General features: G+C 64.7%; 14 protein-coding genes. 6 read left to right on the forward strand and 8 right to left on the reverse strand.

The window, feature by feature from the left end; genetic code table 11:
- Window positions 1-41: 41 nt before the first annotated feature.
- The 3 genes from BV908_RS04645 to BV908_RS04655 form a co-directional block, all read right to left on the reverse strand.
- Window positions 42-758 (reverse strand): hypothetical protein, encoded by a 717-nt coding sequence (locus tag BV908_RS04645; RefSeq protein WP_011804369.1) that lies wholly within the window; start codon window positions 756-758, stop codon window positions 42-44.
- Window positions 755-2,032: a site-specific integrase gene (locus BV908_RS04650; protein WP_011804368.1), complete on the reverse strand. Its 1,278-nt coding sequence runs from the start codon at window positions 2,030-2,032 to the stop codon at window positions 755-757. The genes BV908_RS04645 and BV908_RS04650 overlap by 4 nt, the downstream gene beginning before the upstream one ends.
- Window positions 2,033-2,219: 187 nt before the next feature.
- Entirely contained in the window at window positions 2,220-3,113 is an 894-nt protein-coding gene (locus BV908_RS04655; RefSeq protein WP_041835906.1) for a YicC/YloC family endoribonuclease, read from the reverse strand.
- Window positions 3,114-3,209: 96 nt separating this feature from the next.
- On the opposite strand from BV908_RS04655, the gene BV908_RS04660 reads away from it, so the two are divergent.
- From BV908_RS04660 to hemW, 5 genes are all read left to right on the forward strand, one after another.
- The gene (locus BV908_RS04660) at window positions 3,210-4,226 is read left to right on the forward strand and encodes a serine/threonine-protein kinase (protein WP_103737355.1); all 1,017 of its coding nucleotides are present in this window, start codon (window positions 3,210-3,212) and stop codon (window positions 4,224-4,226) included.
- Window positions 4,223-5,125, forward strand: a complete 903-nt coding sequence (locus BV908_RS04665) for a PP2C family serine/threonine-protein phosphatase (RefSeq protein ID WP_103737356.1) — start codon at window positions 4,223-4,225, stop codon at window positions 5,123-5,125. Before BV908_RS04660 ends, BV908_RS04665 begins: the two co-directional genes overlap by 4 nt.
- 76 nt (window positions 5,126-5,201) lie before the next feature.
- A complete protein-coding gene (gene rph, locus BV908_RS04670; protein WP_103737357.1) occupies window positions 5,202-5,936 on the forward strand; it encodes a ribonuclease PH in 735 nt (244 codons plus the stop codon).
- Between the two features lie 45 nt (window positions 5,937-5,981).
- The gene (gene rdgB / locus BV908_RS04675) at window positions 5,982-6,599 is read left to right on the forward strand and encodes an RdgB/HAM1 family non-canonical purine NTP pyrophosphatase (protein ID WP_011804363.1); all 618 of its coding nucleotides are present in this window, start codon (window positions 5,982-5,984) and stop codon (window positions 6,597-6,599) included.
- 92 nt (window positions 6,600-6,691) lie between these two features.
- The gene (gene hemW, locus BV908_RS04680) at window positions 6,692-7,936 is read left to right on the forward strand and encodes a radical SAM family heme chaperone HemW (protein ID WP_011804362.1); all 1,245 of its coding nucleotides are present in this window, start codon (window positions 6,692-6,694) and stop codon (window positions 7,934-7,936) included.
- A gap of 80 nt (window positions 7,937-8,016) precedes the next feature.
- On the opposite strand, the gene BV908_RS04685 is transcribed toward hemW, so the two are convergent.
- From BV908_RS04685 to BV908_RS04705, 5 genes are all read right to left on the reverse strand, one after another.
- A complete protein-coding gene (locus tag BV908_RS04685) occupies window positions 8,017-8,349 on the reverse strand; it encodes an I78 family peptidase inhibitor (RefSeq protein WP_103737365.1) in 333 nt (110 codons plus the stop codon).
- A gap of 89 nt (window positions 8,350-8,438) precedes the next feature.
- On the reverse strand, window positions 8,439-8,906 hold the full coding sequence (locus BV908_RS04690) for a YetF domain-containing protein (RefSeq protein WP_011804360.1): 468 nt from the start codon (window positions 8,904-8,906) through the stop codon (window positions 8,439-8,441).
- 18 nt (window positions 8,907-8,924) lie between these two features.
- Complete coding sequence (locus tag BV908_RS04695; RefSeq protein WP_103737358.1) at window positions 8,925-9,509, reverse strand: isochorismatase family cysteine hydrolase; 585 nt, start codon at window positions 9,507-9,509, stop codon at window positions 8,925-8,927.
- Window positions 9,510-9,518: 9 nt separating this feature from the next.
- Window positions 9,519-10,127, reverse strand: a complete 609-nt coding sequence (locus BV908_RS04700) for a hypothetical protein (RefSeq protein ID WP_047350008.1) — start codon at window positions 10,125-10,127, stop codon at window positions 9,519-9,521.
- A gap of 261 nt (window positions 10,128-10,388) precedes the next feature.
- The gene (locus tag BV908_RS04705) at window positions 10,389-10,991 is read right to left on the reverse strand and encodes a YdeI/OmpD-associated family protein (protein WP_103737359.1); all 603 of its coding nucleotides are present in this window, start codon (window positions 10,989-10,991) and stop codon (window positions 10,389-10,391) included.
- Window positions 10,992-11,055: 64 nt separating this feature from the next.
- Here BV908_RS04705 and BV908_RS04710 point away from each other — a divergent pair, with 64 nt between their 5' ends.
- Window positions 11,056-12,327, forward strand: a complete 1,272-nt coding sequence (locus tag BV908_RS04710) for an IS256 family transposase (protein WP_047350851.1) — start codon at window positions 11,056-11,058, stop codon at window positions 12,325-12,327.
- The last annotated feature ends 69 nt before the right edge of the window (window positions 12,328-12,396 follow it).

Genomic DNA, 12,396 nt, shown 5'->3' on the forward strand with positions numbered 1-12,396 from the left:
AACATGGCAAAGGCTATAGAGCCGAAATCCCGTTGTACTTGCTACTGGCGTCTGCTTTTCTTCTCGGGTTGCAAGACTGCATAGAAGGCGTCGTAATCTATTGCGCCCTCAGTGCCGGCCGCAATGTCAGCCAAGTCGATCAGCGCCTTGCTGGGAGTTCGTTTCTCCCCGAACCGAAATTCCATACCATCGAGTGTTGCCACGAGTGCGCGCAGGTACTCCCGCCCGGACTCCCTCGCGGACAGGACTGCGTTGGCAGCAGGGTTGTGTCGCATGCCCGCCAAATCGAAACGTTCGCATCTTTCGGTCAATGATGAGAGCGCGTTGCGCAGTGCAGGGCTATCGGGCCAAGCGTCTAGGTTTTGACCTGGGCCGGCGCCAGTAGGGGCAACGATGCTGCGAAACTCATCCAAGAGCCGTCCCAGCTTCTCCGTTGCACTCTTGATCTGAGTAATCTTGGCAGCGGCGAGGGCCTTCCGGGTCTTTTGCCCGTCATTGCGTACCCATAGCCAATCGTGGTTTGAAGTCCACAAGGCATCGAAGACGCGAGGCAACCAATCTGCCCCAATCTCGGCTTCGAGGTCGCGCCAGCTCTGCCCGGTAACGTCCCTGTCCATCAAGCGCTTCATCGTTTCCAGGTCGCCTGTGCCGAATTCCCATGCTGTTGACATGCCCACACTGATGCCTTGCTTGACTACGCGGCGCGATGTGCCGGCGATCAACTGCTGGTAGTGGGCGATCAGGGCTGCGGGAATCATGCCGCAGCCTTTCGCAAGGGAAGCACGTTAGGCTGCACGTTGCCCATTTCGATCTGCTGAAGCAGGGAAGCCCATGCGTTCAGTGCCGCCTTGCGTTCGTCAAAGTAGGCGTGCCGGTCATAGATGCCTTTCACGCCCCTCTGCTTGTGGTTGAGGCATCGCTCGGCAATATGCGGCTCTACGCCAAGCGCCGACAGGTGCGTGCGGGCCGTGCGCCGCAGGTCATGGATGACGAAGTGCGGCACGTCAGGCAGCAAGGGGCGGATGTGCTTGGAGAAGGCCGCGTTCAATGTGTTGGGGTCGCGGTGCGGCGTCATCCGGGTTTGCATTTTCACGGCAGGGAATACCCAGGCGCTACCGGCGGCCAGCCGTTGCAGCTCGCGCAGGATTTCCAAGGCATAGGGAGACAAGGGGATGTCGGTGGCTGCGCCGGTTTTCGTGCGCCCGGCGGGCAGGTGCCATACCCCGGTGTCCAAGTCGAACTCGGCCCAAGGGGCGGCGAGCAATTCTTCCTTGCGAACAGCCAGCAGCAGAAGCAGACGTATGGCGCAGTGGTTCTCGATGGTGAACCGGCCAGCGGCTTCCCTCATTGCCTCGAACAGCCGGCACAGTTCATCCCGGCTCAGCCAACGGTCGCGGCTTTCTTCCTTGCCGCCGGCGTCGTTGATATCGAAGGGAAGAGCCGGATTGCGCTGGAGCTGTTTGGGCCGTTGCTTGATCGCGTAGTTGAACATCCGCTTCAGCCAGCGCAGCACGTCGCTGGCGACGGTCGGCGCGCCGCGCTTGATGATGGACTTCAGCACGTCATCAATGTCCGTGGTCGTCACGTCCTCGATCTTCATTTTGCCGATGCGCGGCTTGATGTCGTTCTCGATGCGCGAGCGGACGATGTTGGGGTGCTTCCAGTGTCCCATGATCTTGTCGCGGAAATAGGCGTCGGCCATGTCGGCCACCGTCCAGGCGCTGCGGTCGGCCTCTATCCGCTCGGCGGTTTCGCGGATACGGTCTTGCTTTTCACTGGCAACGTCGTACCCCAGGGCTACGCGGGCAGAGAGTTCCTTGGCGGTGCGGCGTGCCTCGGCCAGGGACAGCACGCCGTAGGTGCCCAGGCTCATCACGCGGGGCTTGCGGTCGAACTGGTAGCGGAACCTCCACTCTGGCGTCGGCACGCTGGGGCGCCAGCGCAGGTACAGGCCGTCGCCGTCGGCACGCCCCTCGAATCGTTCTCCGGCCTTGATCCAGGCCCGTATTTGCACGTCTGACAGTTTGCCCATGTCGGCCCTCAATTCCTTGTACCCGTACTTTTCCGAAGTTTCCTTTACGGGTACAACAGGGGGTACGAGAAAATCGCTTGATGTTGTGGTGTCTTATGGTAGCTCATGAAATGAAAAAAGCCCCGTATTTCGGGGCTTTACAGGGTGATGGCCGTCTTTGTGGAACGTCCTGAACCGTCCTGAATCACTACTCAATGTTCTGCACTTGCTCGCGCATCTGCTCGATCAGCACCTTCATGTCCACGCTGATGCGCGTGAGGTCCATGGCGGCCGACTTGGAGCCCAGCGTGTTGGCTTCACGGTGCAGTTCCTGGATCAGAAAGTCCAGCCGCTTGCCGACCTCGCCGCCTTTTTTGAGCAGGCGGGCAATCTCGTCCAGGTGCGACTGCAGCCGCGTGACTTCCTCCGCGACGTCGATGCGGATGGCAAAGGCCGTGGCCTCGGTCAGGGCGCGGTCCTGGGCCGCCTCGGGCACCACCGCGCCTTCGGCCAGCGACATGGCCTCCTTCCAGCGCTCCATGAAGCGCTGGCGCTGCTGCTCCACGAGCTGCGGAACCAGCGGCACCGCCTGGCGGGCCAGCTCGCGCAACTGCGCGATGCGCTCCTGCAGCATGGCGGCCAGGCGTTCGCCCTCGCGTTGGCGCGCGGCCACCAGGTCGTCCAGCGCCTGCTCGGCCGCGCGCGCTGCCGTTTCGCTCCAGTCCAGCGCAGGAGCACCGGCATTGGCGCACAAGCGCAGCGCGTCGGCCACCGACAGCGGCCTGGCGTCGGGCAGCCACGAACGCACTGCATCCTGCACCGCGCCTACCCGTTGCAAGATGCGCGGGGATGGCTCGGCGAGCGCGGCGGAGTCGTCGTTGTCCACGAAAGCGCGCACCTCGACCTTGCCGCGCTTGAGGCGCTGCGTGAGCAGGGCGCGCAGCGCCGGCTCCTGGGCGCGCAGTTCATCGGACAGGCGGAAAGACAGGTCCAGAAAGCGGCTGTTGACCGCACGTATTTCCAGGCCCAGGCGCCGTACGGGCCCGTCCTTGTCGTCCCCTGCAGTAGCCACGCCGCGCTGCACGCTGGCATATCCGGTCATGCTGTAAACTGCCATTGGACTTTTCGGTGGTTGGTTGCTTGCGATCCAGCGATTATCCGGGTTCCCCACCCGCGCCCACGACTGCCTTCGCTTCCTATGTCAAAAATCAAGCCGGCCCCCCTGCCCCCCGATACCGCCATTGGCGGCTACCGCGTGGTGCGACGGCTGTCCTCCGGTGGTTTTGGCGTGGTGTACCTCGCCATTGACGCCGAAGGCCAGCAGGTGGCCATCAAGGAATACCTCCCCGCTTCTCTGGCCACGCGTGCACCGGGCGAACTGCTGCCCAAGGTGCCGCCCGAGAAGCTCTCGCTCTACCGCCTGGGCCTCAAGAGCTTCTTCGAGGAAGGCCGTTCGCTCGCGCAGATCTCGCACGCCTCCGTGGTGAGCGTGCTCAACTTCTTCCGCGAGAACGAGACCGTCTACATGGTGATGAACTACCTGGAGGGCGCGACCCTGCAGGACTTCATCATCACCGCACGCGACCTCAAGACGCAGAAGGTGTTCCGCGAGTCCACCATCCGCTCACTGTTCGATGAGGTGCTGCGCGGCCTGCGCATCGTGCACCAGCACAAGATGCTGCACCTGGACATCAAGCCCGCCAACATCTTCATCACCGACGACAACCGCGCGGTGATGATCGACTTCGGCGCCGCGCGCGAGGTACTCTCCAAAGAGGGCAACTTCATCCGCCCGATGTACACCCCCGGCTTTGCTGCGCCCGAGATGTACCGCCGCGACTCGCAGATGGGCCCCTGGACGGACATCTACGCCGTTGGCGCCTGCATCTATGCGTGCATGCAGGGATTTCCGCCCAACGAGGCGCCGCAGCGCCAGGAGAAGGACCGCCTGTCGCTGGCGCTGAACAAGCTGCGCGGCGTGTATTCGGACAACCTGATCGAGGTGGTCGAATGGTGCATGGCGCTCGATCCGCTGTCGCGCCCGCAATCGGTGTTCGCGCTGCAAAAGGAGCTGAGCCGCGAGGGCGAACGCCGCTATACCAAGCTGTCGGTGGCCGAGAAGATGCGCATGCAGCTCGACACCCTGGTGTCGGACACCAAGAAAAACGTGCAAAAGGTGGGCGAAGCCACCGGTCTGGGAGCGCGGCCTAAATGAAGTTCTCTGTCTTTCAGATCAGCCGCCGCGGCGGGCGCGAGAAGAACGAAGACCGCATGGGGTACTGCTACACGCGCGAGTCGGTGCTGTTCGTGCTGGCTGACGGCATGGGCGGCCACCCGGAGGGCGAGATCGCCGCGCAGATCGCCATCCAGACGGTCTCCGCGATGTTCCAGCGCCAGGCCAAGCCCACGCTGAAGGATGTGCAGGAGTTCCTCTCCACCGCACTGCTGGGCGCGCACCACCAGATCCTGCGCTATGGCACCACCAAGGACATGCTCGACACGCCGCGCACCACGCTGGTGATCGCCGTGGTGCAAGACGGGCGCGCCAGCTGGATCCACTGCGGCGATTCGCGCCTGTACCTCGTGCGCGGGGGCGAGCTGCTCATGCGCACGCGTGACCACTCCTACCTGGAGTTGCGCAACGCCGCCATCGCCGGGCTGGAGCGCGTGAACCGCAACGTGCTGTTCACCTGCCTGGGCTCTCCCACCAAGCCGCTGTACGACGTGGCCGGCCCCGTGCTGCTGGAGCAGGGTGACCGCATCCTGCTGTGCTCCGACGGCCTGTGGGGCGCGCTGGACGACGAGACCATCGCACGCCAGCTGGGCCGCCAGACCGTCTCCAACGCCGTGCCCGACCTGGTCGAGGACGCCCTGCGCAAGGCCGGGGACGGCAGCGACAACGTGACCGTGGTGGCCATGGAGTGGGAAACACCCGACACGTTCGAGTCCACCCAGGGCATTTCCACCGACAGCATCAGTGACGACGTGTTCGCCTCCACCATCCAGGCTGGCCCGCTGGAGAGCTTTGCGGACGACCTGGACGACGAGACCATCGAACGCTCGATCGCCGAAATCAACGAAGCCATCCGGCGCTCTGCCGCGCGCAAGCTGTAGGCCGCGGCCCGGGCGCACCGCCTCCTCCGCTCTCCGCCAGGAGCGCGGGGAGCCCCTTCTTTGACCTGGACCTGCCATGACCACCACCCCCTTTGCCCGCAGCGGCGGCCGCGCCCTGGACCAGCTGCGCCCCATCCGCATCACGCGCCACTACACCATGCATGCCGAGGGCGCGGTACTCATCGAGTTCGGCAACACGCGCGTGCTGTGCACCGCGTCGGTCGAGGAAAAGGTGCCGCCGCACAAGCGCGGCAGCGGCGAAGGCTGGGTGACGGCCGAGTACGGCATGCTGCCCCGCTCCACCCACACCCGCAGCGACCGCGAGGCCGCGCGCGGCAAGCAAAGCGGACGCACGCAGGAGATCCAGCGCCTCATCGGCCGCAGCCTGCGGGCAGTCTTTGACCTCAAAGCCTTGGGTGAGCGCACGATCCAGATCGACTGCGACGTGATCCAAGCCGACGGCGGCACACGCACCGCCGCGATCACGGGCGCCTGGGTGGCGGCGCAGGACGCGGTCAACACCCTGCTGGCTGCGGGCAAGATCAGCGCATCGCCGCTCACCGGGGCGGTGGCCGCCGTGTCCGTGGGCATCGTGCGGGGCCAACCGCTGCTGGACTTGGAATATGTGGAGGACGTGGCCTGCGACACCGACATGAACGTGGTGATGACCGGCGCCGGCCACTATGTGGAGGTACAAGGCACGGCCGAGGGCGCGGCCTTTTCGCGCCAGGAAATGGACCAACTGCTGGCGCTGGCCGAGAAGGGCATTGCCGAGCTGGTCGCCCTGCAACGGCAGTCGCTACGCAATTGATAGCTGTTTGCGCTTGACTGATATGCGCTAAAGATCTTTTTGACCATGAAACTCGTACTCGCCTCCAACAACCGCGGCAAGCTCGCCGAACTGCAGGCCATGCTGGCCCCGCTGGGCGTGCAGCTCATTCCCCAGGCCGAACTGGGCGTGGGCGAGGCCGAGGAGCCGTTCCACACCTTCGTCGAGAACGCACTGGCCAAGGCCCGCTTTGCCAGCGCCCACACCGGCCTGCCCGCGCTGGCGGACGACGCCGGCCTGTGCGTGCAGGCCTTTGGCGGTCAGCCCGGCGTGCAGACGGCCTACTACGCCACGCAGTTCGGCTACGACAAGGGCGACGCCAACAACGTGCGCGCGCTGCTGGAGCAGATGCAGGGCATCGACGACCGCCGCGCCGCGATGGTCAGCACGCTGGTGGCCGTGCGCAGCCCGCAGGACCCCGAGCCACTGATCGCCGTGGGCCGCGTGGCCGGCGAGATTGCACGCGCGCCGCGCGGCACGGGCGGCTTCGGCTTTGACCCGGTGATGGTGCTGCCCGCCTTCGGCAAGACCTTTGCCGAGCTGCCGCCCGAGGTGAAGAACGCCCACAGCCACCGCGGCCGCTCATCGCGCCAGATGCTGGAGCTGATGCGCGAGCACTGGTTTGCCGGAACCTCAGAAAGGTGAGCGGTTAGCGCTTGCCAGATAAGGGTTTCAATGTCTTTTGATACTGAAACGGTTGTCAGGCAAGCGCCAGCAGCTATGGTTTTTAGACTCGTATGACCATCCCCATCCTCCCTGCCGCGCAGTCCGGCGCGCCGCTGCGCGACGTGCAGCACTACATGCGCCCCGGCCTGCTGCAGCTGCCCAGCCTGCCGCCGCTGTCGCTGTACGTGCACCTGCCGTGGTGCCTGCGCAAATGCCCGTACTGCGACTTCAACTCGCACGAGGCGCGCGGCGGCATGGGCGGCGATGGCGGCGTGCCCGAAGCGCGCTACATCGACGCCCTGCTGGCCGACCTGGAGGCCGCCCTGCCGCTGATCTGGGGCCGCACGGTGCACAGCATCTTCATCGGCGGCGGCACGCCCAGCCTGTTTGCGCCCGAGTCCATCGACCGGCTGCTGGGCGACATCCGCGCGCGCCTGCGGTTGGACGCGGGGTGCGAGATCACGCTGGAGGCCAACCCCGGCACGTTCGAGAAGGAGCGCTTTCGCGCTTACCGCGGCGCGGGGGTCACGCGGCTGTCCATCGGCGTGCAGAGCTTCAACGACCGGCACCTGCAGGCGCTGGGCCGCGTGCACAACCGCGCACAGGCGCTGGCCGCGGTGGAAGAGGCCGCACAGGCCTTCGACACCTTCAACCTCGACATCATGTACGCCCTGCCCGGCCAGACGCCGGCCGAGCTGGACGAGGACATGCGCACCGCGCTCGCGCTGCAGCCGCCGCACATCTCCATCTACCACCTGACCATCGAGCCCAACACCTACTTCGCCAAGTACCCCCCACCGCTGCCCGAGGACGATGCCGCCTATGCCATGCTCGACCGCATCACCGAACTGACGGGCGCGGCAGGCCTTGCACGCTACGAGGTATCGGCCTATGCACGCGAGGGCCACCAATGCGTGCACAACCGCAACTATTGGCAGTTTGGCGACTATCTGGGCATTGGCGCGGGCGCGCACAGCAAGCTCAGCTTTGCGCACCGGGTGGTGCGCCAGGTGCGCCTGCGCGATCCGCAGCTCTACATGGCCGGAGCACTCGCAGGGCGCGCCATCGCGCAAGACGACGACGTGCGCCGCGCGGACCTGCCGTTCGAGTTCATGCTCAATGCGCTAAGGCTGCAGGAGGGTTTTGCGCTGCAGGACTTCACCGCCCGTACGGGCCTGGCGATCACGGCCATAGCCGCTGGCCTGCAGCAGGCCGAGGCGCAGGGCCTGATCACGCGCGACATGGAGCGCGTGCGTCCCACGCAGCGGGGCTTTGACTTTCTGAGCGACCTGCAGGCGCTCTTCCTGGCGGACTGAGCGGGCGCCGAAAGCACACCGACGAAGCGTGCCCGGTCACAGCCGCGCACACTTCATCGGCGCCACATTCCTCCGGCTGATCAGCCGCAGCGCACGGCAGTGATCTTGCCGCTGGCGTCCACCTCCAGGTTGAGACGCTGACCATCGAACTCCTTGGTGATCATTTGGCCCGGGCGCAGCACGCGCGCCAATCGCGCGCCGGAGCGCACGCGCGCGTCCTCCACCACCTTGGCCGTGGCATTTTTACCCACCGCCGCCTGCGCGCCCTGGGCGTTGCATTCACCGCCCACCGGGGCCGTGCTGGCGCCAATGGGCGCGGGCGCCGGGCTGCTGCCCGGTCCGATCGACGAACAACCTGCCATCATCAGCCCCACCACGGCCACGGCGCCGCCTGCCTTTAAGAAATAACGCATGCCTGTTGCCTCCTGCTCCGAAAAATGCAGCACCATACCGCAGCCGCGGTGCACGGGCCGTCACCATCGGTAACCTGGCGGCGACGGGGCTAGCCCTCGCGGTGCTTTTGCACGCTCAAGCTGCCGTCGGCTTCCAGGAAGAGGTAGCGCATGTCCTTCCTGTCGCAGTCGGCCTCGCGCAACGCCCGCTCCACGTCGTTCTCCGATACGCGATGCCGCTTGCGCACCGTGTCAAAGACATGCCCATTGCGCCCCAGCAGGATCGCCTCGCCCTCCAGCAGTTTCTCGGCCATGCGAAAACGCGCCGTGAGTACCCCCACCAGGATGTTCAATCCGATCAGCACCAGGCAGACGATGAGACCGCCCCACAGCGACTGGTCCTTGCCCGTCATGGACGGACCCGCGGCCTCGCTGACCAGCATCACCACCAGCAGGTCGAACGGCGTGAATTGCCCGACGGTGCGCTTGCCGCTGACGCGCATGAGCGCCAGCAGCAGGCCGTAGACCATGGCGGCGCGCAGCACCAGCTCCGCGGCGGGTAAGTCCAGGTTGAACATAGCGGTCGCTCCGGTCAGTCAGCGTGCAGCCGCCCGTACCGCAGGCCGTACGGCGCACTTGAACACCTCATGCAATTGCCGCAGGGCCTCCGTCTTGCGGTGTTCCGATTCCGCGGCGGTGCAATCCGACGGCACCCACACCTTGTAGCCCAGCATGCGCGCATCGGTGGCCGTCAGCATCACGCACATGTCGGCGGCCAGGCCCACGATGATCAGCTGCTCGGTCTGCATCTTGTCCAGCAAATGCTGCAAGGGAGTCGAATGGAACGCCGAATGCTGTGGCTTGAGGATCACCAGATCCTGCGGCGCGGGCGCGAGCAGGCAGGCCATTTCGCCGCGCGCCCCCGGCAGCGCGCGGCAGGCGGTGAGAATGTCACGGAAGTCGCTGTGCCACGTGCCGTAGTTGTCGTTGGCATAGATCGCCGTGACCCCGCGCCGCGCCAGGCGTGTCTTCAGCCGCGCAATGGCGTTCGCGGCGCGTACCGCTCCGGGCAGCAGGTCTGCCGCTGTAGGGAAATTCAACGGATTGATCACATCCACCAACAGCAGCACGTGTTTGCTGCGCGGCAGCGGCGTGCGGCGCAATGCAACGGGGCGCGCCACGCAGCCTCCTCAGAGCATCGCGTCGCGTTGCTGCTCCGCGCGCGACGCGCCAATGGCCGTCTCTACCTGTTTGACCTCTTCCGGCGGAGGCAGCACCGCCGGCATGCCCAGGCTTGCAATCCACAGCTCGCGGCACCAGCCCTTGGTATGGTACAGGTGGTGGTCCTCGTCTTTCTCCACGCGCTCGTGGGCATCTTTCAAGGCGCGACCGACATCACCGGTCGCTACCTCTGCCACCTTGCCCAGCAGTTCCCAGTTAGCGTGGTCCTTGGTCTCGGCATGCACCACGCATTCGCAGGCGACCAACTGGGCCTGCGCAGGATTGCCGGCCTGCCGGGCCAACTCGATCGCCTTGACCAGCGAATCACCGATGTGCTTGACCACCAGGCGCGAAGGCACCACCTCGTCGGGGTCGATTCCCAGGTTTTCGCAGGTCGTGCGCACCACGTTCTGGTGCGATAGCGTCTCGTCGAGGTAGCCCTCCCATTCCTTCTTGAGGTCTTCATTGGTCGCGCAGTCGATCGCCGCGCGGTACACCTGCTCACCACCCAGCTCGGTTTCCATCATCTGCAACAGCAGATCCTTGAGCTGGGCTTCGTCATAACGTGGCTTGGGCATGGGTCTTCTCCAGGTTGTGGGATTGGAATGCAAGAGAAGCCCATGGTGTGAGGCGGACCGATCCCGCGCCGTAGGCAACGGCCTATTTGCGCGTAATGCAATTTCCGAACAAAGCAGTCGCGCAGCCGACCGCTGTCACGTTGATCGCAGACGAAAAGACAAAACCCCGCTATCAACGCGATAGCGGGGTGTGACATTGGGGTCAGGTAGTGCTTGAAGGACTGGTGCCGACAGCAAGCCGTCGCGCCATGCGCGTGGCATTCACTGTCCGGCGCGAGAACGAGCTTTGAAAAGGTGGATGGTTTCGCCGCGTGCGAGCATATCAACCAACTGGGCGATTCGTCTGGCGCGCGTTTCTGCTTTCACGGCTGTCTGGATACGCCACAGTACCGCGTAACGATTGGCCGCATTGATCGTTGCAAAGAAGGCTTTTGCCTTTGGATCGATTTCCAACGCGGCCAACAGATCCTCGGGTACGGTGGACGTACGAGCGCTGTCATAAGCCCGTGCCCAGCGCCCATCGGCCTTGGCCGCTTCGATCTGGGCGTAGCCCGGCGCCTGCATGCGGCCCGCCACTATGAGTGCCTCGACCTTGTCGATGTTGACTTTCGACCAGATGCTGCGCGCACGCCGCGGCGTGAAACGCTGGAGGTAGTGCTGATCGTCGAGAGCTTTTTTCTGACCGTCGATCCAGCCCCAACAGAGTGCGATTTCCAACGCCTGGGGGTAAGTAGCGCTGGGTTCTGGAGCGCCCTTTTTCGCGATCTTGAGCCAGAGGCCGCCCGAAGCGGCATGGTTCTTCCTCAACCATGCATCGAAAGCCTTGGCGCTCTTGAACGAGGCCGGGGCAGATTCGAGTGGAATGCTGGATCTGGGAGCTTGTCAGAAATTTTGTGTGTGAGGCATAGCATGTCGACAAGGAGCATGAATGCCACGCAAGACCAAACCCACCGCTTTGGCGGACCAGGCGGCACAGCCGCAATTTCACATCCCGGCCGAGCTGCTTGACCAGTTGGTGACCGGGCCCATGACGCCGGGCCAAGTCCAAGGGCTGTTCGATCAGTTCAAGAAGTCAATTCTTGAGCGGGCGCTGGGCGCCGAGATGAGTCATCACCTAGGCTATGCGCCCGGCCAAGCCAAGCCCACAGGCGGATCAGCCAACCACCGCAACGGCAAGAGCACCAAGACCGTACTGACCGATGTGGGGGCGCTGCGCATCGATGTCCCACGCGATCGCGAAGGCAGCTTCGAGCCGCAGCTCATTGGCAAGCACGAGCGGCGCTTTACGGGTTTCGACGACAAGATCATCGCCATGTACGCACGCGGCATGACGGTGCGCGAGATCCAGGGTTTCCTGGCTGAGATGTACTCGGTGGACGTCTCGCCCGAGCTCATCAGCCGTGTCACCGATGAGGTGATGGGCGAGGTCACGGCCTGGCAGACACGGCCGCTGGAGGCGATGTACCCGGTGGTGTTCTTCGATGCGCTGCGGGTCAAGATTCGCGAGGATGCGGTGGTGCGCTCCAAGGCCGTCTACCTGGCGCTGGGCGTACTGCCTGACGGCTCGCGCGACATCCTGGGAATCTGGATCGAGAACACCGAGGGGGCGAAGTTCTGGATGAAGGTCTTCAACGATCTGAAGACGCGCGGGGTGCAGGACATCCTGATTGCCGTCACCGACGGCCTCAAGGGCATGCCAGAGGCGCTGGGCGCAGTGTTCCCGGCGACGACGCTGCAGACCTGCATCGTGCACCTGATCCGGGGTGGCCTGGACTTTGCGTCATGGAAAGACCGCAAGGCGCTGGCCGCAGCCATCAAACCCATCTACACCGCGGTGAGCGCCGAGGCGGCCGAGGCCGAGTTGGATGCGTTTGCGGCCGGCCCCTGGGGGCAGCGGTTCCCGACCGTGGTCAGCGCCTGGCGCCGGGCCTGGGACAAGGTCATCCCGTTCTTCGCCTTCCCGCCCGAGGTGCGGCGCGTGATCTACACCACCAACGCCATCGAGAGCGTGAACGCACGGCTGCGCAAGATCATCAAAACGCGCGGCCACTTCCCCAGCGACGAGGCGGCCACCAAGCTGATCTGGCTGGCGCTGCGCAACATCACCGCGGACTGGGGGCGGGCGGCCAACCACTGGAAATCAGCGATGAACCAATTTGCGATCCTCTACGAGGACCGATTTACCAGATCGGGCCAGTAAGATCACCAAGCCGCCTCACGATTGAGTGACGGATTCAACAGCCTCACACACAGAAATCCTGACACTCCC

It is taken from the genome of Diaphorobacter sp. LR2014-1, assembly GCF_002916785.1.
GTDB lineage: Bacteria > Pseudomonadota > Gammaproteobacteria > Burkholderiales > Burkholderiaceae_C > Diaphorobacter > Diaphorobacter nitroreducens.

Excerpts from the sequence above, each read along its gene's own strand:
- BV908_RS04660 (WP_103737355.1), top strand. The coding sequence starts at position 3,210 with ATGTCAAAAATCAAGCCGGCCCCCCTGCCCCCCGATACCGCCATTGGC.
- rph (WP_103737357.1), top strand. The coding sequence starts at position 5,202 with ATGACCACCACCCCCTTTGCCCGCAGCGGCGGCCGCGCCCTGGACCAG.
- BV908_RS04700 (WP_047350008.1), bottom strand. The coding sequence starts at position 10,127 with ATGCCCAAGCCACGTTATGACGAAGCCCAGCTCAAGGATCTGCTGTTG.
- BV908_RS04655 (WP_041835906.1), bottom strand. The coding sequence starts at position 3,113 with ATGACCGGATATGCCAGCGTGCAGCGCGGCGTGGCTACTGCAGGGGAC.
- BV908_RS04690 (WP_011804360.1), bottom strand. The coding sequence starts at position 8,906 with ATGTTCAACCTGGACTTACCCGCCGCGGAGCTGGTGCTGCGCGCCGCC.
- BV908_RS04650 (WP_011804368.1), bottom strand. The coding sequence starts at position 2,032 with ATGGGCAAACTGTCAGACGTGCAAATACGGGCCTGGATCAAGGCCGGA.
- BV908_RS04645 (WP_011804369.1), bottom strand. The coding sequence starts at position 758 with ATGATTCCCGCAGCCCTGATCGCCCACTACCAGCAGTTGATCGCCGGC.
- BV908_RS04665 (WP_103737356.1), top strand. The coding sequence starts at position 4,223 with ATGAAGTTCTCTGTCTTTCAGATCAGCCGCCGCGGCGGGCGCGAGAAG.
- rdgB (WP_011804363.1), top strand. The coding sequence starts at position 5,982 with ATGAAACTCGTACTCGCCTCCAACAACCGCGGCAAGCTCGCCGAACTG.
- BV908_RS04685 (WP_103737365.1), bottom strand. The coding sequence starts at position 8,349 with ATGCGTTATTTCTTAAAGGCAGGCGGCGCCGTGGCCGTGGTGGGGCTG.
- BV908_RS04710 (WP_047350851.1), top strand. The coding sequence starts at position 11,056 with ATGCCACGCAAGACCAAACCCACCGCTTTGGCGGACCAGGCGGCACAG.
- hemW (WP_011804362.1), top strand. The coding sequence starts at position 6,692 with ATGACCATCCCCATCCTCCCTGCCGCGCAGTCCGGCGCGCCGCTGCGC.